Raw genomic sequence first — 17,923 nt, 5'->3', positions numbered from 1 at the left:
AAACCGACTGGGAGAAGTGATGACGATCGATGCGGCAGTGCGAGTACTGGAGCGGTACGAGGGAGCGTTCAACTCCAACGATGCGGAGGGGATGAACGCATTGTTCTGGGACGACAGCACTTTCGTAAACTTCAGCGGCAGTGTGGCCACCGGCCGCGACGAACTGCTGGCCAAACAACGTTTCGTGTTCGGCGTGGGCGGTCCACTCCACAACGTCGATGTCCAGTACCACCTCGAAAAGACGATCGAACTGGCACCGACATTCGTGCAGGTCGTCGCGCGTCAACGCACACGAGGCAGTGCCGATCCGGCGCAGGACCCGATGCACGGAGTGGTCATCTTCACCCTCGAACAGCGCGAAAGTGAATGGCGCATTCGCACCGGTCAGAACACCCCGGTGCGATAGCAACGCGACCGGCCGTTCCCGACCTGATGCGACGGGACTGGGAGGGGCGCACTTCCGCCCGAGTGCGGCTCGCTCCTCTCAGCCTTGCCGTTGTCGATCCTCGCGAAGCCGCTGGATTGCCCTCCTGATCGACACCGCCCGATCAGCGCCGGGATCTTACGCTGTTCGAAGTCGATGAGCCGACCGGCGGCGAAGTGATTGCCCATCACCATGGCGAGAAGGACCTTCATGTCGTCGGCCGAGGTGGTGTTCGCGGGACGGCTGGTTTCCGACGCGGCGGGCTGGTCGGTCTTGGTCGCTCGAGCGCCGTCGACGTCTCCCTGGCCGAGCGCAGATGTTGCATGAGCCTCGGCGAACGAAGGTCTGTGATCCTGCGGCTGTTCAGCAGGCTCAGGTCCTATGCCGGTACCGGACCGGGCATAACGGTAGTGCGTCCGGCAGTCGATCATCGCGGCCACCGTCACTGCCAACGGTGGCGAATCCCACGGCAGGATGCCGCGCAGGCCCGGAGATATAGTTCACCGGGTGACTTCGAGAATCGCGGCATACGGCGTCTGCCGCGAACATGATCGGGTGCTGCTTGTTCACCACATCGCCGAAAGCGGCGAAACCACCTGGACGCTTCCAGGAGGTGGGGTCGAGCAGGGAGAGGACCCCTTCGATACCGTGACCCGCGAGCTTGCGGAGGAGACCGGCCTCGACGGCGTCGTCGAACGACTACTCGGAGTGGATTCGAGGGTGATTCCGGCACATGAGGCCCACTCGGGGGTAGAGCACCAGAACATCGGCATCTTCTATCTCGTCCGCGTCACCGGCGGCCACCTCAGAGCCGAATCGAGCGGGGCCACTGTCGAACCGACCTGGACCCCGATCTCCGAAGTCGCCCACCTCCGCCGATCATCCCTTGTCGACTCCGGCCTGGCTCTGGCACAAACCCTCCCGGCGACCGGCCACGTCACCTCCACCCCGGTCGGCGGTCTGATCCAGCATTGAGCCAGTGAGTTGCCGCCGGGCGGTACAACCACGGAAAGAACTGATTTCGCCTATCTCGTGGTTCAGCGACCACCACGCGGACGACTCAGCAACGCGCGACCGCGTTCCGGGGTCAGGCTGTACGCCAGCGCAGGGTCGGCGAGCAGGGCGAGGGGCGATGTGATCCGGAGTGCGGGGCTGCCAGTGCGTCATCGCGGTCCCGAGCGCATCCCACAGTGCCGCTGGGTCGGAGTCGTGTTGTGCGAGCGCCTTTCGTACTGCGGAGTCGAAGGCTTGATTGCCGTAGGTAAGCCGGTAGCCGGGCTGCTGCACCCGTGCCCTGTACTCGTCGATAGCAGGTCCGATCTCGAGCCCGGGGTCGTTTTGCGCGTTTTCCAGGAGCTGGGCGATATCAAGGGCGGAGGCATGTGAGTGTTCGTCAGCGGCGTGTTTCTGGGCGAGTTCGAGGGCGTGGCGGTGTCCGGTGATTGCGCGTTCTGCCAGATATTCGGCAATGTCGAGGGCGGAGCCGTACCAGGGTTCTTTATGCGCGTGCTGGAGGAACATGCACGGCAGAAACTCGTCGGTGAACAGCGGACTGCGGAAGAATCCGTCCGGGACCGGCGTCGAAGGCAGCAGATGCGAAAGGATCCGGGAGTAGTCGTATGGAGAGGAAGTGGTGAGGAACATCTGGAGCTGGGTTCTCAGGACTGTGGCGCGCGGCTGGCCGAAATTCTGGGCCTTTTCCAGGGACACCATGGCTTTGTCGAGGTCCCCGGAAAGGGCTTGATCTCGACCCTCTTCGGCCACCGAAGCCCAGTTGTCACGAGTTCTGCACGCAGGCTGACGCAGTCGATGGAAGCCTTGGTACAGCGATTTCATGAGTGCGGTGAACGATGGATACCGCTGCGGAAATTCACTCCAGGCAAAGACGCTATATGCGGCCCACTCCCCGTCTTCGTCGCGGTCGGCCGGGTCGAGGAACAGAATCCCGACGTCGGCGTGCAACGAGATCAACAACCCACGACTGAATGGGTTACCCGGCGCATCACTTGGGGCTTCGGTGATCAGGTCGGCCCAGGACTCCCAGTTGGGTTCGAGATCACGCAGCCACCCCAGGTTTGTCGTGTCACGCATCTTCCACACGAACTCCCCGGCATGGCGCCATCCATCGGTGGTCAGCAGGAAACTGCGATAAGAGGGTGGCAACCTCAGGCCGAGACGCTGCTCGACGGCTGCGACGTCGGCCTGGGTGGCCGCGGGATAGCCGAGCCAGCGCTGCTGCACCACCTCGGGATCCAGGTCACCGGGATCGCAACTTGCAATCCATTCCTCACTCCAAAGCTCCAGCCACGGCCTCCAATTCATTCCATGCACGCTACGGACAGGCTCCGACACACTTCGTGCTGACGGCGTGGATTTCGACGAGCCGCCGGCGGCTGAGTAGGGCGCGCCCGTTCATAGTCGACCGACCTGGGGCATGCGGGCCACGAGGACAACGCGAACGCACTGTCATCTTCCCGACTCACTGTGGGAACTGGCTGATCCGGGTGTTCTGGAAGGTGGTGAACAGCCAAGTTCCAGTGTGGCGCACCGCGACTCGGGTCTGGACGGACCGGGCATCGGGCGGCGCGGTCGCGCCCGGCGGCTTGGGCCGATCGCCCACGGTGACCAACACCGCGATATTCGGTGCAGGGAAGCGCAGCGTGGTGGTTTCGGGTTCGGCCATGCGGGTGCCTCTCATGAACCCGTCGAAGCCCTCCTGCATGACGGTGGCGAGTTCGGTTCGGCCCTGGATGCGTTCCCCGATTACCGAGACGAAATCGGCGTCGGGGGTGAATGTGGCGGCGAAGGCGGCGCCGTCACCTGCGGCCCAGGCGTCCATCTGCGCGCGCAGCAGGGCGAGGACGGCGGTTTCGTCGGTCATGGCGTCACCGGTCCCCGTCGATGCAGGCCCGCGAACTCGAGGGCGGCGAAACTCGCGACGAACGCTGCGCCCGCGAGCAGGAAGACCCGGCCCCAAGTCGTCAGCGGAATCAGATCGATCACAGCGAGCTCGACCATGAGTACCGCCGACAGGGCGTTGACCGCGACAACGATGGCAGCCAGGCGAGACGGTAGCCGAGGGTGGCGCGCGATGAGCAGCAGTGCCGCGGCGCCGCCCAGCATGCCGACGCCAAAGGGGACCGACCAGGAAGTCGGCAGGCCTAGCGGTTCGCGCAACAACGGGGCGGTGGCCAGCAGAAAGGTGCCGAATAGCCCGGTGCTCCAGCCGTCTACCCGCAAGGCGATGCGTAGGCCGGGGCCGGCTTCAAAGGTGGTCATTGTGGTCATGGCGTCGACGTTGCCAGCGGCCGGTCATCGGCTCAATGACCTCCGAGGTCATGGCACCCGGTCGCGCCGGACCGATAGCGTGGCCGAGTGACGCGTTCGATGCAGGAATCCCCCGTCGGCACACTGCTGCGGGATTGGCGGCAGCGACGGCGGCTGAGTCAGCTGGAGCTCGCGCTGGCCGCCGACAGTTCGGCACGGCATCTGTCCTGCGTCGAGACCGGGAAGGCCAAGCCGAGTCGGGCCATGGTGCTCAAACTCTGTGATGTCCTGGAAGTTCCGCTGCGCGAACGCAATACAGTGTTGCTCGCGGGCGGATTCGCTCCGGAGTATCGAGAGAGCAGCCTGGACGACGCCCATCTCGCCGCTGCCCGGGCCGCGCTGGACACCATGCTGACCGCGCACGAACCCTATCCGGCGGTAGCGGTTGACCGGTACTGGAATGTCGTTGCCACCAACCGCGCGATGGGCCTCTTCTCGAACGAGGTCGACGACCAGCTGATGGAGCGACCCAACGTCTACCGCCTGGCCCTGCACCCCGGCCCGCCCGATGCCGCCACACACATGATCAACCACGGTCAGGTCAGGGAACTCCTGCTCGAACGACTGCTCCGCCAGGTTCGGGCGACAGGCGACCCGATCCTGCGCGCACTGTACGACGAGGTCTCCCAGTACCCGTTCCCGTCGCACACCGAACCCGATCCCAGTGCGCCCACCCCGTTCGCGGTGCCGCTACGCATCGCCACCCCGCTGGGCGAGCTACGCATGTTCAGCACCATGGTCACCTTCGGCGCACCCTCGGATGTGACGCTCGCGGAATTGGCCATCGAATTGTTCTATCCGATGGACGAATTCACTGCGGACACGCTGCGCACGCTCTTCACCGCAGATCCCGCAGCCCACCCCTGAACGCTCGCACCGTGGTCGAGTCCGCCACGCGCGGGAGGCTGGAACCAGAGCCCGCGCTGGACGCCTCGGCGATGCAGGGGCACGGATCCCGAACGTGATCACCACATTCCGGTTCAGCGATAGGTGACCTGTCGGCGCCCCGGGGCACGATGTCGGCATGTCAGGAAATCTCCCAAGCCTGAAAGACACCCTCGTCGCCGGTCTCACGCTCCCGATTACCGACGTCGAGCGAGAAGCTGCGCGCACCCCTCCCTACCCGATACCGGCTGCCGTGGTCCCCGTCCGCGACCGTGTCCTCGAGGAACTCGTCAGCCGCCTCCCGCGTGCAGGAGACGGGCCGCCGACGGTGACTCGCGTGCTGAGCTGGCCTCGGGACTACCGAACCGAGGTACAGATGCTCGCTTGCAGCCACGGTCTCTTCGAATTCGCGGACGCGACTTGCGCATTGATCGCAGTCGACGCACTCACCTCGGATGAGGTCGACAGCATGGCCCCGCTCCTGCCCGAGTCATGCGGGTTTCGTCGGCAGCAAGTGTTGAACCGGATCGCCGCCGGCGATCTGGCCGGCGCTCGTGCGCTCGCCACACGCATAGACGACGGATACGCCTGGCGCGCGTACCGCGACATCGGCTTCGCTCTTGCCGACCGAGGCGATGTCAAAGGCTTCTTCGCCGACTGGAAGCGATACGCGGCCGGGCAGGACCGTGCGGGCATGGCCCTGCTCAAAGAACATCTGATCGCGGGTGTCGCTCGACACCAGGACTGGAACGCGGCGGTGGCCGTCGCAGCGAACAAGCGGATCGGACCTAGTTTTGTCTGCCACGCGTTTACCGGTTTTGTCGACGCCGCCGACGTCGACGGACTATGGGAGGTGCTGACCGGTGCTGCCCAAGGCCTCCTGCCAGAGCTCGACGAGTTGGCCCTGCTTGCCGCCACGATCCGTCAAGCCACTCCGCACAATCCCGAACGCAACCACCCCCTGCTGGACACCGTCGTGGACCGCCTCATCGCGATCGACCCCACTGCCGACAAGGCCGTTATGCGTGGCCGTGACAGCGAGCTTTTCGCCTTGTGGCCGGCCATCGGCGAACAAAGCACGCTCGACCGGGTCCGAAAAGCAGTCCGAACACCTGGATACAAACGGGAACTCACCACCCTGCCGCGAGAGATGTCGCCCAGCAGGTGACGACTGCATCGAACCTGTCCGAGCTGATCGATCATCGACAGTCACGACCTCGCGAGGATGAAGCATTCGGTTCGTCCGGGTCAGGCGTGCACCGAGGCCCAGAAGTCGATGCGGTGCTCATCGTCGAAGTCGATGTTCTCAGCCCCCTCGGAGGAGAGTCTGCGGACTTCGGTGCCGGCCTTAGACGGCTCCCATCCGCCGTCCGCGTCGGGGTCGCCGGTGCGGGCGAAGGTCGACCAACTCCCGATCATGAGGTCGGCCAGCCGTTCATGGTCTTCGCGCACCGATTCGAAGAACGGGGTGTCGAACAGGAAGGCGCAGTCGACCATATGGTAGGCGTCGAGACCGAAGCCCGGGTGTTCGACGTGGGTGAAGTACGGGGCGTCGGTCACCGACAGCTCGTAGGTGAAGGCCGGTACCCGGTCGCCCAGTGCCGTGCGGGTCCGTACGAGCCCGCTCGCCCACTCGGCGTCGGTCAGTACCCGGCCCAGCGCTTTGACGGGCCGCTCGAATTCGCTGGCCGGGTACTCGGCGGCGATCGCAGCAGCCCGGTCGCCGAAGTTCTCCTCGAGCGCGGCGAAGTAGTCGGCTTCGGTCTCGATACCCAGGGTGGCCGCGTACGGTTGGAGCTCGTCGCTATTGATGCCGTGCAGAATCGGGACGCGGTTGAAATCGCCAGACGCCAGCGCTTGGCCAGTCGGGACGGGCATGACGGAGCCGCCGACAACGGGTTGGACCTCCATCAGCTGGTCGGCCTGGGAGACCAGGTCAGCGACATGGGCTTTTCGCAGGCAGGCCGCCATGTCCGTTTCGGAGATATCAGGGCACAGGGTGTCGGCGACAGCGGTCGCGGTCGTCCGGCCGTCTTCGCGGCTCGTCGCCCAGTCGGTGGCGCAGTTCGCGCTCTGCATGATGACCTTGTCGAACAGTCCTGCCGAGTCGGCGGAGGTGAGGTGGGCGCAGGAGTCGTAGCCGCCGCCGCTTTCGCCGAAAAGGGTCACGTTGCCTGCGTCGCCGCCGAACGCCGCCGCATTGGAGCGGACCCACCGCAGGGCGGCCCGCTGGTCCTGGAGACCGTAGTCCCCCGAACGGATCTCGCCGTCCGCTCCGTCGAGGGCGGGGTGGGCGAGACTGCCGAACAGGCCCTGGCGATAGCCGACGGTCACGACCATCACCTCACCCCCGGCGACGAGGCGAGAGGGGTCGTACTGCGCGGCGGCGCCATAAGTGTTGCCGCCGCCGTGGAGCCACACCATGACCGGCAGGTCCACGGCACCCGAGTCGGGAACGTACACATTGAGGTACAGGCAGTCCTCGCTGGTGGAGGGGGCACCCGGCATGCCCATCACGGATTCGCCCTGGGCACAGGCGGCCCCGAATTCGACGGCCTCCCTGACACCATCCCACGGCCGGGCATCTTCCGGTGCCGCCCAGCGCAAGTCACCTACTGGTGGGGTGGCGTAGGGGACACCGCGCCAAGAGCGGACACCGACTGAGACCATGCCTTGGAGCTGTCCGTGGTCGGTGGCGACGAGGGTCGAGGCGGCGGCGGGTACCGGGCTGGTCATGCAGGCAGACAGGAGCACCGCGGCGGTGAAGGTCGGGAGAGCGAAGGCTCGTATTCGCATGATCCGACGGTAGAAACCCACGGCCAGCAAACACATTCGACCGTAGTACTGCAATACCGCAGTCCATCAGGCCGGAGTACGAAGCTCGGATCAGTCGCAAGTACTGACGCCTCGCGATGTTGCTGGGCGGGATTTACCTGGCTGCGACAGGTTTTCGCCTTCGCTGGCATCGACTGATCTCGGTGGCCCTGCAACTCCCACCCGATCTCCCCCTCTGACAAAGCAAGTGGGCAGCGGCGCGCCATTCAGATCTTCGATCCTTCCCTTGCATGTCGCCGCTCGCCGTGAACTCGTCATGCCAGCGCATTGTCCGCAGCTCCTGCCACATGGAGTGTGGAGACCGTGCGACTCACTGGAGTGAGATGTTGGTTACACACTCCTGGTGCGGCGAGGCCAGATGCTAGAGCGGGCGAACGCCGCCTGATCGTGCAGTAGTCCCCATGTTGGTTACACACTCGTTGATACTCGCGTGCGAGGGACTGACGATATCGCCTCCCGCGCACCAGCCTGGCACCTCATCGTGCAGCAGCCCCTTCGGCTGCCAGGAATCGGCCACCAGTCAGCCGCCTCCGCACAGGCGTCACCAATGTCATGGCCTCATACGGTTAGTTGCAAGATGGCCCCAACTGATGTTGGGCCACTGCGCACGAACAAGACGATACGAGGGGTCGGTATGGGCTTTAGAACTGTGGTGATCTCTGAGGATCTGCCGTATGCGATGCCGACGTGGTTCATCGAGGCCCATCCCGAACTGCACTTCGGTAACCACGGGGACGGATCGGCTCGACTACCGATCGCAAGTCGCTTTGAGCGGAAGTTCTACGACTCCAAGGACGATCAGCTCTTTCTCGACCTACAGCGGGTATTGAACGAAAATCCGTCATGGAGCCACAATGTCGAGCTGATCCTGTTCCACGAGTGCGGTGGGATTACCAAGGTGCTGGTCACGCGCGACCAGATACGTATGGCAGAACCCACGGGCTGGTCCGAAGTCGAAGAGATCGACCATTGGTTCTGCGGCTGCTCATTCGGCACTCAAATCGAGCCCGAGCGCTCCGAACCCGAAGAGCGGAGCCTCCCCGAGATCGGAACGGCCGTTGGCCCACAGTCCGGCCCGGATGGAGAGTGACTATCCGAATACTGTGCTTGTCGGCAAGCCCGACCTCCAGCACGGACACCGCACCATAATGCCGCTTACCGCGCGACCGGCCAGCCTCCTCGGCATTGGCGATGTCGGCTGCGCCACCCTTGACCGGCTGACTAGGTTTTTGGCGGGAGTGCGCGAGGAATTCTGCGGTGCTCTTTGCGCTGTTCAAGCGGCATGAAGTGCGTAGGGTGCACTCCTGGCCGGGGTGAGATGTCGGTTACACAGTCTGTCTGTCCGACTCGCCGATCGCGACACACATGAGGGATCGCAGCCGCCGGCGGCACGGTGATGAGGGTCGATGATCCGTGCCGTTTGGTTGCTGAACGGGTTTCGGAACAGCCGGGTGCTGCGGTTTCGCCGCCGAGATCACCGCGCCGCGTGTGTTCTAAGAACGATTTCCGAACACCCCGGCTCCACCACCGACTCCGCAACACACCCTGGTTGTGCGGTGACTCCTGACACCGGATGGCGAGAACCGTACCAACGTAGGACGTTTGCCTGGCCTTGGCCGTTTGGTTGTCGGGGGTGCCTGGCAGACTGGTGCGTATGGCAGATGCTGACCTGCTTCGGGATCTTCGTGCGCGAGTACTCGATGAGAGTGAGCCTCTCGCCGGGTTGCTGCGCATGTGCCTAGCACTGGGGGCGATCACGCGGTCGGAAGACCTTCGTCGCTGGGCGAGGCGAGAGCTCAAGGGCTACGGACCCGACAACGAGGTTCCCGAGTACCGAACGCTGTCGCTTCCGTTGTTCGCCGATTCGGTCAGCGGCTACAACTTCGCGACTGGGCAGTCGATTTCGAGGTTCGCCGCGCCGCCGGAGGCGCGGCAGTACCTGCCCGAGACCATCTCGTTCCGGCAGCCGGTCGAAGACCTTGTCGCGATGACCGGCGGCTCGCGTATCGCGTTCGAGGGGCTAGCTTTCGCGCTGAATGCCTGGAACAAGACACTGCCGTTCGGGCAGGAGATCGTCCAGCTCTATTACATGACCTCGGACTCGACGATGACCGGCATGGTCGGCACAGTCCGCACGACTCTTCTGGAGATGGTGCTCGATATGACTCAAGATGTCCCGTTTGACCAGCTGCCTTCGCGGAACCAGGTCGACAACGCCGTTCAGGTGCACGTCCACGGCGGGCGTGATCAGTACAACCTGAGCGTCGGCACCAACCATGGTGTGGTTGGTCAGGGGGCGGGCTTGACCCAGAACCAGCACAACAGCAGCACCAACGTGGCCCTGCAGGAGAGCATCGCGGCGATCCGGGCGGCATTGGAGGAGATCGATAACCCCGAGGACCGCAACGCGGTTGCCCAGTCCGTCGATGACTTCGAAGAAGCGGTCGGTGAAGGCGATCCAGAGGCAATCCGCAGTCGAGGTGGGATACTGCGGCGATTGGCCGCTGGTGTCGGAAACCTCGTGCTCGCCGCCGCTGTCGACCAAGGGATCCAAGCGGCGATCGGCGCCATTGCTTAACGGGTCGAAGACCAACGCGAGATGACTATCGATGCCGATGATGCCATGGCGGAGAACCCCGCCTCGGCAGGCAGAGCCGACGAACTCGATACGGAAGGCCGAGCCACTATGGTGGGCGATGCGGGACTGCTGCGCGATCTTCGGGACCGAGTGCTCGATGAGGACGAATCTCTGAGCGGACTCCTGCGCACTTGCTTGGCGCTCGGAATCGCAACCGGCTCCTCGGCGCTACAGTCCTGGGCAGCCAGCGAGCTCAAGGGATACAAGACCGCTGCTGAGGTCCCGGACTACCGGAAAGTACCGCTGCAGCTCTTCGTGGACTCCCTGTCTCTCTCGAATGTGATCGTGCGAGAGCAGCCGGTCTCCCGCGACACGGCCCCAGCCAACGCCCGAGAGCTGATCCCCTACTCGGTCTCTCTTCTTTCCCCACTCGAGCAGCTCATCGTCATGGCCGAAGGTGAGAGCCACTATCACGTCCGCCTGCCGATCCTGAAGCGCGCCGCTGCGGAGTGGAACGTCGCGCAGAACAGTGACCCGATGATCTTCGACATGTACTACAAGATGGACAGCAACACCGCGAGCGGTGTGGTCAGTGTCGTTCGGACGACGCTGCTGGAGATGGTGCTGGACATGGCGAAGCATGTACCGCTTGACCAGCTACCGACGCGGCGCCAGGCCGATACAGCCGTCCAGGTACATGCTGGAGGCTCGTACGCCCAGTACCGCGTGGACGCCCGCAACAACAGCGGGGTCATCGGCCAAGGTCCCGCTGCAACGCAGACCCAGCACTCTGGACCACATCCGGCCGAACAACAGCGTCGGCGCTGGTTCCGACGCCCATCCCGTCAGTGAGGCCTGTTGGACTTGGCACTGGTGGGCCGTGTTCACTACATCGGCAAGACCCAGCCCGAGTAACGGGAGTGCAGTGTCCGGGTCCCGTGCCTTGGTGACCGCTGCACTGTCGATGAGATGCTCGAGACCGCAGGGCAATTCATAGCCACCACCGACCCGGCGGCGCATGCGAGCAGGGCACAGCGCATCGCCTTTCGGCTCGGGGTCAGCTTGTTGCTGTACCTGTGCAGCGGTCGATCCCGAGGGCTTCGTCGAGATCGGTGACCGCGACGACGACGTCAGTCGACCCGTGGAGCCACACGGCGGCTACCGCGCTGTCCCAGGCCGCGAACCCGCCCGAACGGGTGTGCTCGATCAGGGCTTGAAACGCTGCTGCGTCGGTATCGGTCAGGGCGACTACACGAATCGCTTCGTAGGTGGCTTGGAACTGTTCGATGACGCGCTGATAGCTAGCGGTCTTCTGATCGCGGCGCCAGCGAGTCGATTCGGATCGTATATCCCACAGCCGCCCGACCATGACGCCGACCAAGCCGGCCAACGCAGCGAAGAATGCTGCCGTCATTGATCCCCCAACTGACCCCGCTGCGCGAGGGATCAGGGCTAGTCTACGGCCATCGTGCAGCATTGCCAGGCGGCATTCGCCAGGACGCGTTCTGCACCACCGGTTCTCACTCTTCGACGAGCGCAGCCTCGATCTAAGCATGGCGATCGTTCAGGAGCCACAACCAGGGCAGGCATACCCTTCCCGCCGAGCTGCCCCGAGGAAGCGGGCGCAGCTAACGCATTTCCGCAGCTCAGGCGATAGGTGGTGTAGAGGTCGTACCACTCTCCGGGGTGAGATGTTGGTTACACACTCTGTAGTCGACAGTGCGATATCTACCCCCGTCATGGCAGCGGCGTGTCACGCGAGTGAATCCATGTGTGCGAAGCATCTGTTTCAACATCCCGGCGCGATCTGGTCTGGCAGCGCATAGATCGTGCGGTCCTCCACGGCCGTCTAACGCAAACGCAACCGGCCCGCCCGTCACGGTTCGTGATCGAGGCTGGCGGTTCCACTGGTCCGTCCGGTCTTGAGGCGCTACTGTCGCTTCAAGCCCACGCGACACGGAAGGGCAGTGGTGATGACCGGACTCCTCGATGTGATGAGCCTCGGCGCTGCCAGGGTCAAAGAGTTGGATGACCCAATTCTGCTAAAGCAGTGGGTAGAAGCCTTGTTGTCGATATACCGTATGCAATTCACTGGATACTCCATCTGCGCCGCGACACCACAGAGTGAGCGGCTGCTGGGTGCTGCCATGATGCTCGACTCGACACTCCGCGTGGACGCCGCTGATAACGCCATGATAGTGGGCGTCAATATAGCCAGCGGTACTCAGATATCGAGAGCTGCCGTCCGATTGAGAGAAGCCGGTACCCGCGGCAAATTGGTGGCCGTTGCTCTAAACGCAATTTTGCCGGAGTGGCGCTCGGGTGCACCAGGCTGGTCGGTACCAGAAGTCGACGAATTGATCATTCTAGAGGCCGAGCGGACTTCACCGTCAAGCTTTGGTTAGTTGACTTAACGCTGCAAGCGCGGCATCACATTTGCCTCTTAGCAATGCTGTTGCCTTGTCCTCCAGTTCTTTGACTGGTATCGCCAAGCATTTCGCCAGCGATTTAGGGTCGCCAATTACGATCGATGCTCCGAGATGCTCACGCAGAACAAACATCGCGGCGCCTTCGGCGTGCGCTCTTGAGAACGCCGCCTTGCGTCGATTTCCTACAGGGGAGGGGCCTGCAACACGTACTGCCGCTGAGGTGAAGTCCAGCGCAGGTAGCTTAGCCAGCAGAAGCCTAGCCAATTCGATCGCCTGCTCAGATGCCTCGCTCGTGTTGGTTCGCACGGTGAAGTGTGTGATGAGCGTAGGACACTCGAATGTCCCAGCCACCACAACCCCATCCAATTTCGGCGCGCCCGCGCCCGGTACAACGCAAATCCCCAATGCTGCCACGAACGCGTATCATACTGGAATGTCCGCGAAGCCGCTTCCAAACTACCCTGCTGGGACTGTGATTAACGATCGCTACGAGTTCCTGTACAAGCTAGGAAGCGACGGGCACGTGTACGCCGCGCGCGACCGCCACTTGGACAAGACGGTGGCGTTGAAGCTGCTGGACCCAATCGTGGGTGAGTCTGCGCGATCCTGGGATGAGGCGCGCAGATTGGAAGCGCTGAAAAGCCGATGTTTACTGGAGGTACTGAATGCTGACGTAGACGGTCCCAGCGACATCAGGTTCATAGTGACTCCGCTCGCCAAGGGCGGGGACGTCGGAGCGCTCGCGAAGGATGTGGGTCTCGGACTGCAGCAATCCGTCCGGATCATCCGCCACATTGCAGCCGGGATTGACCGTATTCATGCGGCAGGTATGGTCCACCGTGACATAAAGCCAGGCAACGCATTGGTCAGCGGTGACGACGTGGTGGTGTCAGATCTCGGCTACTGCGCGATTCTCGATTCCGACGGCAAGGCTGCCAGAAATGGATCGTGGTGCACAGTGGCCCCGGAGGTCGCGGCTGGTGGTGACTGTACAGTGTTATCAGACGTGTATTCGCTAGGCGCGACAGCATTTTACGTCCTCGCAGGCGAGTACCCGGTCTCGCTGAGATATTCCGAGGAAGGTCAAAGGGATCGGATCATGGCTGGCGAAATCAGGAATTTGCGCGACCTTGCTCCGCATGTGCCGCAATCGGCAGCAACAGTTATCCGTAAAGCGCTGAAGCTGAATCCTGTTGACCGCCACTCAACGGCTGAGGAGTTTGCGAACGCATTGGTTGGCGCAGTCGACGGGCGTCGTGATTGGTCGCGCGTTCTTCATCCGGGGCACTCATTCTGCCTCCGTGGCGAACCCTTCAAGACCCGCGCGGGCGTAGTTATCTGCAGCGAGCCTGAAGGGGCAAATGTTCGGCTGATAGCACGGAATGAACCTTCGATGCGTAGATTGAAAGGGAACACAGATCTGGTTATCGCGCACGACTATTTGTCGGCAAAGCTGCGCACCCTAGTCGCATCCTTGAGTAGCTAGTTCGTCCAGGTAGCCGATGGCCCGCTGACTGCTTACTTCAATGCGAGTGATCAGCTCTCGGTTCGGCTCACGTATCTGAAGTGTGGAGGCAGCACAATCCTTGGGGGTGGAGTATCCAGCTGCATACTACATAACGGGCACAGTCTTCAGGGTTGGCCAGCAGGCGCGGACGAGCAAGCCTAGGCCTGAAAGTATTCCATAGCGAGTTCGCGACAGATGTACCTATAATACCGCCCATGATTGCAGACTCAGTGCCCTGGAAGGAAGAGCTATCCAGAATTTCAGAAAGGCTTGAGAAACGCGCTGAGCAACGCCGGTGGTCTGAGCGCACCCGGTTCCTTGTCGAGCGTGACGTGATGGTCGGATTCTATGCTGTCAGAAAGCTATTCGATACGCCGGGCAAGATATCACAAGAGTGTCATGACTATAGGATAGGAGTAATTGAATACCCCGCCCGGGATAAAGGGCCAGATTTCTGGGACGCCTACAACTTCTCCAAATTCTACGACTTCGAGGCCGGATCCGATAGCTCCTTGACTTTGCGCGAGACGTGTAATCAAGTTATCCATAGTCGAGTATTCGCTATAGTTCATAAGGAAGATAGCGAAGGGTTTTCCGGAATTCTGGTAGCCTCGGACCAAAAGAGCAAAAAGAAGCTATTCCTCATAAGCCTGGAAGGGATCGTGGGCGCATTGCGGGAAGTTTTCGAAGATGAGGTACTTGCTTTCGGGTGGTACCGAGATAAGGAAGGCGTTCGTAGTTACTACAGCTCCCGTATATCGACTTTCATACCCCCTGAACGGCCGGGGGCGTCTTAACTCCAGAACGATAACTTGGAGCCAGTCCACCACATAACCATGCTTCGAATAGAGTCGACCAAGGAGGACCCAAAGTCGACTTCGGAGAAGACTGGTTCAGAGCACTCGCTCGCTGATCTTGCCGAGATGTTTCGCGTTGTCAACCGGGATGGCTGATGAAGCCACCACGACCGCGTTGGACAAGCTCGCGGGCCGTCACCCCGGCGCGCTACGTGGGATTTCAATCATGCCTGGCGCACACTGATCGCGCAGAGGAACAACTCGGCACCGGAATCAGTACCAGCATGGGAAGGGATCTGGCGGCTCCTTCCGTACGGAGTGCGGGAGGTGGTACGACTCATCGGGGTCGGTGTCACCCACTACGTTCGGCTTGAGCAGGCCAGTCGCAATCATTCCGCCGATGTGGTGGATGCGGTCGTCCCCGTCGGACTGTCCTACCGACGAGCGTGAGTATCTCGCCGATCGCGCTTTCACGTTCGTGGCCATCCGGCTGGCCCACCAAGTAGCCGGTCATCTCCTCACGGTCGGCTCCACCGGCGAACGCCCAATCTCCCGGTGAGCGGACACCGCGACACGATCTCCCGACCACCGGGAGCCGGGGCTGTCAGGGCGGCGCGGGACTGGGACGGTCGTGGCGACGTGTTCGCGAGCGTAGGAGGTCATCGGTGACGAGGGCGAGTGTCGGCGTGGCGCTTGGTGCGCGGGTGGTGACGCTGCGGGTTGCGGCGGTGGTCGAGGAGACTGCTGAGGCGCGTTCGTTCGTGTTCGAGGTTCCCGAAGATGTGAAGGAGCGGTTCGGGTATCGGCCCGGTCAGTTCCTCACGCTGCGGATACCCGGGGAGCGGCCGGTGGCGCGGTGTTATTCGCTGGCGAGTTCGCCGTTCACGGGGGAACCGCTCAAGGTGACGGTCAAGCGTACCGAGGGTGGGTATGGATCGAACTGGTTGTGCGACAACGTATCCGCGGGCGACAGCATCGAGGTGTTGCCGCCGACCGGCACTTTCACGCCTGCGTCTCTCGACGAGGATCTGCTGCTGTGGGCCGGGGGCAGTGGGATCACGCCGGTGTTGTCGATCCTGGTCTCGGCGCTGGTCGGCGGGCGGGGCAAGGTGGTGTTGTTCTACGCCAACCGTGATCGGGAGTCGGTGATCTTCGATCGGGCGCTTGCCGAACTCGTGCGGCGATACCCGGAGCGGCTCACGGTGACCCATTGGCTGCAGTCCGAACGCGGTCTGCCGGATGCCGGTTCGCTGGCCGACTTCGCCGCGCCGTATGCCGACTACCACTCGTACCTGTGTGGCCCCGCTCCGTTCATGGCCGCGGTGACCGAGGCGCTGGCCGATCGTCCACGAGAGCGGGTGACCAGCGAGGTGTTCGTCTCCCTGTCGGGTGATCCGTTTGCCGAGCCGGTAGCCGTCGCCTCCGACGACACAGCCGCTGACGTGGACGTGGAGCTCGACGGCACCGTCCACGCGCTGCGCTGGCCCCGCGACCGGACGCTCGTCGACGTGATGCTCGCTCGCGGACTCGATGTGCCGTACTCGTGCCGGGAAGGTGAATGCGGTTCGTGTGCCTGCACGGTGCTCGACGGCGAGGTCGAGATGGGCAGGACCGGTGTGCTGGACGACGACGACATCGCCGCCGGCTACATCCTCGCTTGTCAGGCGCGCCCGCGCACCGGCACTGTCCGCATCCGCTTCTGATCCGGGAGGTGCGCTGTGGCTGTTGATACCGCGCGGGAATCGGTCGGGTTCGGGTCCGAGCGTGGGCCGGTGCTCGTCTCGCTGATGCTCGCGACCGGGCTCGTCGCCCTTGATTCGACGATCCTGGCCACGGCGGTGCTCGCCATCACCGACAGTCTCGGCGATTTCGCGCTGTTCCCCTGGTTGTTCTCCAGTTATCTACTCGCCCAGGCTGTCACGGTTCCGGTCTACGGCGCGCTGGCCGATACGTTCGGCCGGAAACCGGTGATGCTGTTCGGGATCGCGGTCTTCGCGCTCGGTTCGCTGCTGTGCGGGTTGGCGAGCAGCATGCTCGCGCTGATCGTGTTCCGCGCGGTGCAGGGGCTCGGTGCGGGCGCGATCCAGCCGACAACCATGGTGATCGCGAGCGATCTCTACACCCTGGCCGAACGCGCCACGATCCAGGGTTATCTCGCCGGGGTGTGGGCGGTGGCGTCGGTGACCGGTCCGCTGCTCGGCGGCATCTTCGCCGACTACCTCGGCTGGCGCTGGATCTTCCTGATCAACCTGCCGCTAGCTGTGCTCGCCGGGTGGATGCTGATGCGCGGCTTCCACGAAACGGTGCCTCGACGACATTCCCGCATCGACTACGCCGGGGCGGTCCTACTCACTGCCGGTGCGAGTGCGCTGGTTCTCGGCCTGCTCGAAGGTGGTCGCGCCTGGGCGTGGGATTCGCCGACGGGCATCGGCGTGTTCGCCGGGGCCGCGCTGCTGCTGACGGTCTTCGCCGTGGTCGAAACCCTTGCCGCACAGCCGATTCTGCCGCTGTGGATCTTCACCCGGCCGGTGGTGCTGGCGAGCACGGTGGCGGCGATGCTCGGTGGTGCGCTGCTGTTCGGGTTCACCACCTATGTGCCGATGTTCAACCAGGGGGTGCTGGGGACCGGCGCGCTGGTCGCCGGGCTCGTCACAGGTGCGCTCACGCTGGGGTGGCCGCTGTCGGCCGCGCAGGCGGGAAAGGTGTACCTGCGCTTCGGTTTCCGGGCCTGCGCGGTGTCGGGGGCTTGTGTCGCGACGATCGGGGCCGCCTCGACCTTGCTCATCGACGAACACTCGACGCTGTGGCAGGTGGCGGCATCCTGTTTCGTCGTCGGTGCGGGGATGGGGCTGGTCGCCACTCCCACGCTCATCGCGGCACAGACCGGCGCAGCCTGGTCGGAGCGGGGTGTGGTCACCTCGGCCGCGCTGTTCGCCCGCTCGCTCGGGAGCGCTGTGGGTGTGGCCGTGTTCGGTGCGATCGTCAACGCTCGGATCGCAGGGTCCCCGGCTCCGGAAAAGCTCGCCGGGGCAATACATCTCGTGTTCGTGGCCATCGCCGCGATGACGGTGGTGATGGTCGTGGCCTGCGTGTTCATGCCTCGCCGAGCCGACACCGCGCAGTTGTAGACGTGACTTTCCC

The 17,923-nt window shown here is 63.4% G+C and carries 19 protein-coding genes; 12 read left to right on the top strand and 7 right to left on the bottom strand.

Annotated features, from left to right (window positions below):
* Nucleotides 1-19: 19 nt before the first annotated feature.
* Nucleotides 20-406: an SgcJ/EcaC family oxidoreductase gene (locus AB0F86_RS04825; RefSeq protein ID WP_356982051.1), complete on the top strand. Its 387-nt coding sequence runs from the start codon at nucleotides 20-22 to the stop codon at nucleotides 404-406.
* On the opposite strand, the gene AB0F86_RS04820 is transcribed toward AB0F86_RS04825, so the two are convergent.
* Nucleotides 385-864 (bottom strand): hypothetical protein, encoded by a 480-nt coding sequence (locus tag AB0F86_RS04820; RefSeq protein WP_356982049.1) that lies wholly within the window; start codon nucleotides 862-864, stop codon nucleotides 385-387. The two genes, AB0F86_RS04825 and AB0F86_RS04820, sit on opposite strands and share 22 nt — an antisense overlap.
* A gap of 67 nt (nucleotides 865-931) precedes the next feature.
* Here AB0F86_RS04820 and AB0F86_RS04815 point away from each other — a divergent pair, with 67 nt between their 5' ends.
* Nucleotides 932-1,399 (top strand): NUDIX domain-containing protein, encoded by a 468-nt coding sequence (locus AB0F86_RS04815; protein ID WP_356982047.1) that lies wholly within the window; start codon nucleotides 932-934, stop codon nucleotides 1,397-1,399.
* Here AB0F86_RS04815 and AB0F86_RS04810 read toward each other — a convergent pair.
* From AB0F86_RS04810 to AB0F86_RS04800, 3 genes are all read right to left on the bottom strand, one after another.
* Nucleotides 1,304-2,746, bottom strand: a complete 1,443-nt coding sequence (locus tag AB0F86_RS04810; protein WP_356982046.1) for an SMI1/KNR4 family protein — start codon at nucleotides 2,744-2,746, stop codon at nucleotides 1,304-1,306. The genes AB0F86_RS04815 and AB0F86_RS04810 overlap by 96 nt on opposite strands.
* Before the next feature lie 157 nt (nucleotides 2,747-2,903).
* The gene (locus AB0F86_RS04805; protein ID WP_356982045.1) at nucleotides 2,904-3,305 is read right to left on the bottom strand and encodes an SgcJ/EcaC family oxidoreductase; all 402 of its coding nucleotides are present in this window, start codon (nucleotides 3,303-3,305) and stop codon (nucleotides 2,904-2,906) included.
* The gene (locus AB0F86_RS04800; protein WP_356982043.1) at nucleotides 3,302-3,712 is read right to left on the bottom strand and encodes a hypothetical protein; all 411 of its coding nucleotides are present in this window, start codon (nucleotides 3,710-3,712) and stop codon (nucleotides 3,302-3,304) included. Before AB0F86_RS04800 ends, AB0F86_RS04805 begins: the two co-directional genes overlap by 4 nt.
* 87 nt (nucleotides 3,713-3,799) lie before the next feature.
* Here AB0F86_RS04800 and AB0F86_RS04795 point away from each other — a divergent pair, with 87 nt between their 5' ends.
* Nucleotides 3,800-4,618 (top strand): helix-turn-helix transcriptional regulator, encoded by an 819-nt coding sequence (locus AB0F86_RS04795; protein ID WP_356982041.1) that lies wholly within the window; start codon nucleotides 3,800-3,802, stop codon nucleotides 4,616-4,618.
* Between the two features lie 157 nt (nucleotides 4,619-4,775).
* Nucleotides 4,776-5,804 carry a hypothetical protein gene (locus AB0F86_RS04790; RefSeq protein ID WP_356982040.1) on the top strand — a complete coding sequence of 343 codons (1,029 nt, stop codon included), beginning with the start codon at nucleotides 4,776-4,778 and terminating at the stop codon, nucleotides 5,802-5,804.
* A gap of 80 nt (nucleotides 5,805-5,884) precedes the next feature.
* Here the strand turns inward: AB0F86_RS04790 and AB0F86_RS04785 are convergent, their stop codons facing one another.
* Nucleotides 5,885-7,432, bottom strand: coding sequence for a carboxylesterase family protein (locus AB0F86_RS04785; protein ID WP_356982038.1), 1,548 nt, complete (start codon nucleotides 7,430-7,432; stop codon nucleotides 5,885-5,887).
* A 673-nt stretch (nucleotides 7,433-8,105) separates the two neighbouring features.
* Between AB0F86_RS04785 and AB0F86_RS04780 the strand changes: the two genes are divergently transcribed.
* The 3 genes from AB0F86_RS04780 to AB0F86_RS04770 all read left to right on the top strand — a co-directional run bounded on the left by AB0F86_RS04780 (nucleotide 8,106) and on the right by AB0F86_RS04770 (nucleotide 10,901).
* A complete protein-coding gene (locus AB0F86_RS04780; protein ID WP_357171631.1) occupies nucleotides 8,106-8,561 on the top strand; it encodes a hypothetical protein in 456 nt (151 codons plus the stop codon).
* Nucleotides 8,562-9,125: 564 nt separating this feature from the next.
* Entirely contained in the window at nucleotides 9,126-10,049 is a 924-nt protein-coding gene (locus AB0F86_RS04775; protein ID WP_356982034.1) for a hypothetical protein, read from the top strand.
* 21 nt (nucleotides 10,050-10,070) lie between these two features.
* Entirely contained in the window at nucleotides 10,071-10,901 is an 831-nt protein-coding gene (locus AB0F86_RS04770; RefSeq protein WP_356982033.1) for a hypothetical protein, read from the top strand.
* A 205-nt stretch (nucleotides 10,902-11,106) separates the two neighbouring features.
* Here AB0F86_RS04770 and AB0F86_RS04765 read toward each other — a convergent pair whose 3' ends face one another.
* Entirely contained in the window at nucleotides 11,107-11,463 is a 357-nt protein-coding gene (locus tag AB0F86_RS04765) for a hypothetical protein (RefSeq protein WP_356982031.1), read from the bottom strand.
* A 559-nt stretch (nucleotides 11,464-12,022) separates the two neighbouring features.
* On the opposite strand from AB0F86_RS04765, the gene AB0F86_RS04760 reads away from it, so the two are divergent.
* Complete coding sequence (locus tag AB0F86_RS04760; RefSeq protein ID WP_356982029.1) at nucleotides 12,023-12,454, top strand: hypothetical protein; 432 nt, start codon at nucleotides 12,023-12,025, stop codon at nucleotides 12,452-12,454.
* Here the strand turns inward: AB0F86_RS04760 and AB0F86_RS04755 are convergent.
* A complete protein-coding gene (locus tag AB0F86_RS04755) occupies nucleotides 12,440-12,892 on the bottom strand; it encodes a hypothetical protein (protein ID WP_356982027.1) in 453 nt (150 codons plus the stop codon). The two genes, AB0F86_RS04760 and AB0F86_RS04755, sit on opposite strands and share 15 nt — an antisense overlap.
* Before the next feature lie 19 nt (nucleotides 12,893-12,911).
* Between AB0F86_RS04755 and AB0F86_RS04750 the strand changes: the two genes are divergently transcribed.
* The 4 genes from AB0F86_RS04750 to AB0F86_RS04735 all read left to right on the top strand — a co-directional run bounded on the left by AB0F86_RS04750 (nucleotide 12,912) and on the right by AB0F86_RS04735 (nucleotide 17,910).
* A complete protein-coding gene (locus tag AB0F86_RS04750) occupies nucleotides 12,912-13,964 on the top strand; it encodes a serine/threonine-protein kinase (protein WP_356982025.1) in 1,053 nt (350 codons plus the stop codon).
* Nucleotides 13,965-14,200: 236 nt separating this feature from the next.
* Nucleotides 14,201-14,782, top strand: coding sequence for a hypothetical protein (locus AB0F86_RS04745; protein ID WP_356982023.1), 582 nt, complete (start codon nucleotides 14,201-14,203; stop codon nucleotides 14,780-14,782).
* Nucleotides 14,783-15,447: 665 nt separating this feature from the next.
* Nucleotides 15,448-16,485 carry a ferredoxin--NADP reductase gene (locus AB0F86_RS04740; RefSeq protein WP_356982022.1) on the top strand — a complete coding sequence of 346 codons (1,038 nt, stop codon included), beginning with the start codon at nucleotides 15,448-15,450 and terminating at the stop codon, nucleotides 16,483-16,485.
* Between the two features lie 15 nt (nucleotides 16,486-16,500).
* Nucleotides 16,501-17,910 (top strand): MFS transporter, encoded by a 1,410-nt coding sequence (locus tag AB0F86_RS04735; RefSeq protein ID WP_356982021.1) that lies wholly within the window; start codon nucleotides 16,501-16,503, stop codon nucleotides 17,908-17,910.
* The last annotated feature ends 13 nt before the right edge of the window (nucleotides 17,911-17,923 follow it).

Origin of the sequence: Nocardia sp. NPDC023733, from assembly GCF_040639775.1 — a bacterium.
Classification (GTDB): Bacteria; Actinomycetota; Actinomycetes; order Mycobacteriales; family Mycobacteriaceae; genus Nocardia; species Nocardia rosealba.
The sequence above is the reverse complement of the archived record's forward strand: the minus strand, read 5'-3'. Positions and strand labels throughout refer to the sequence as shown.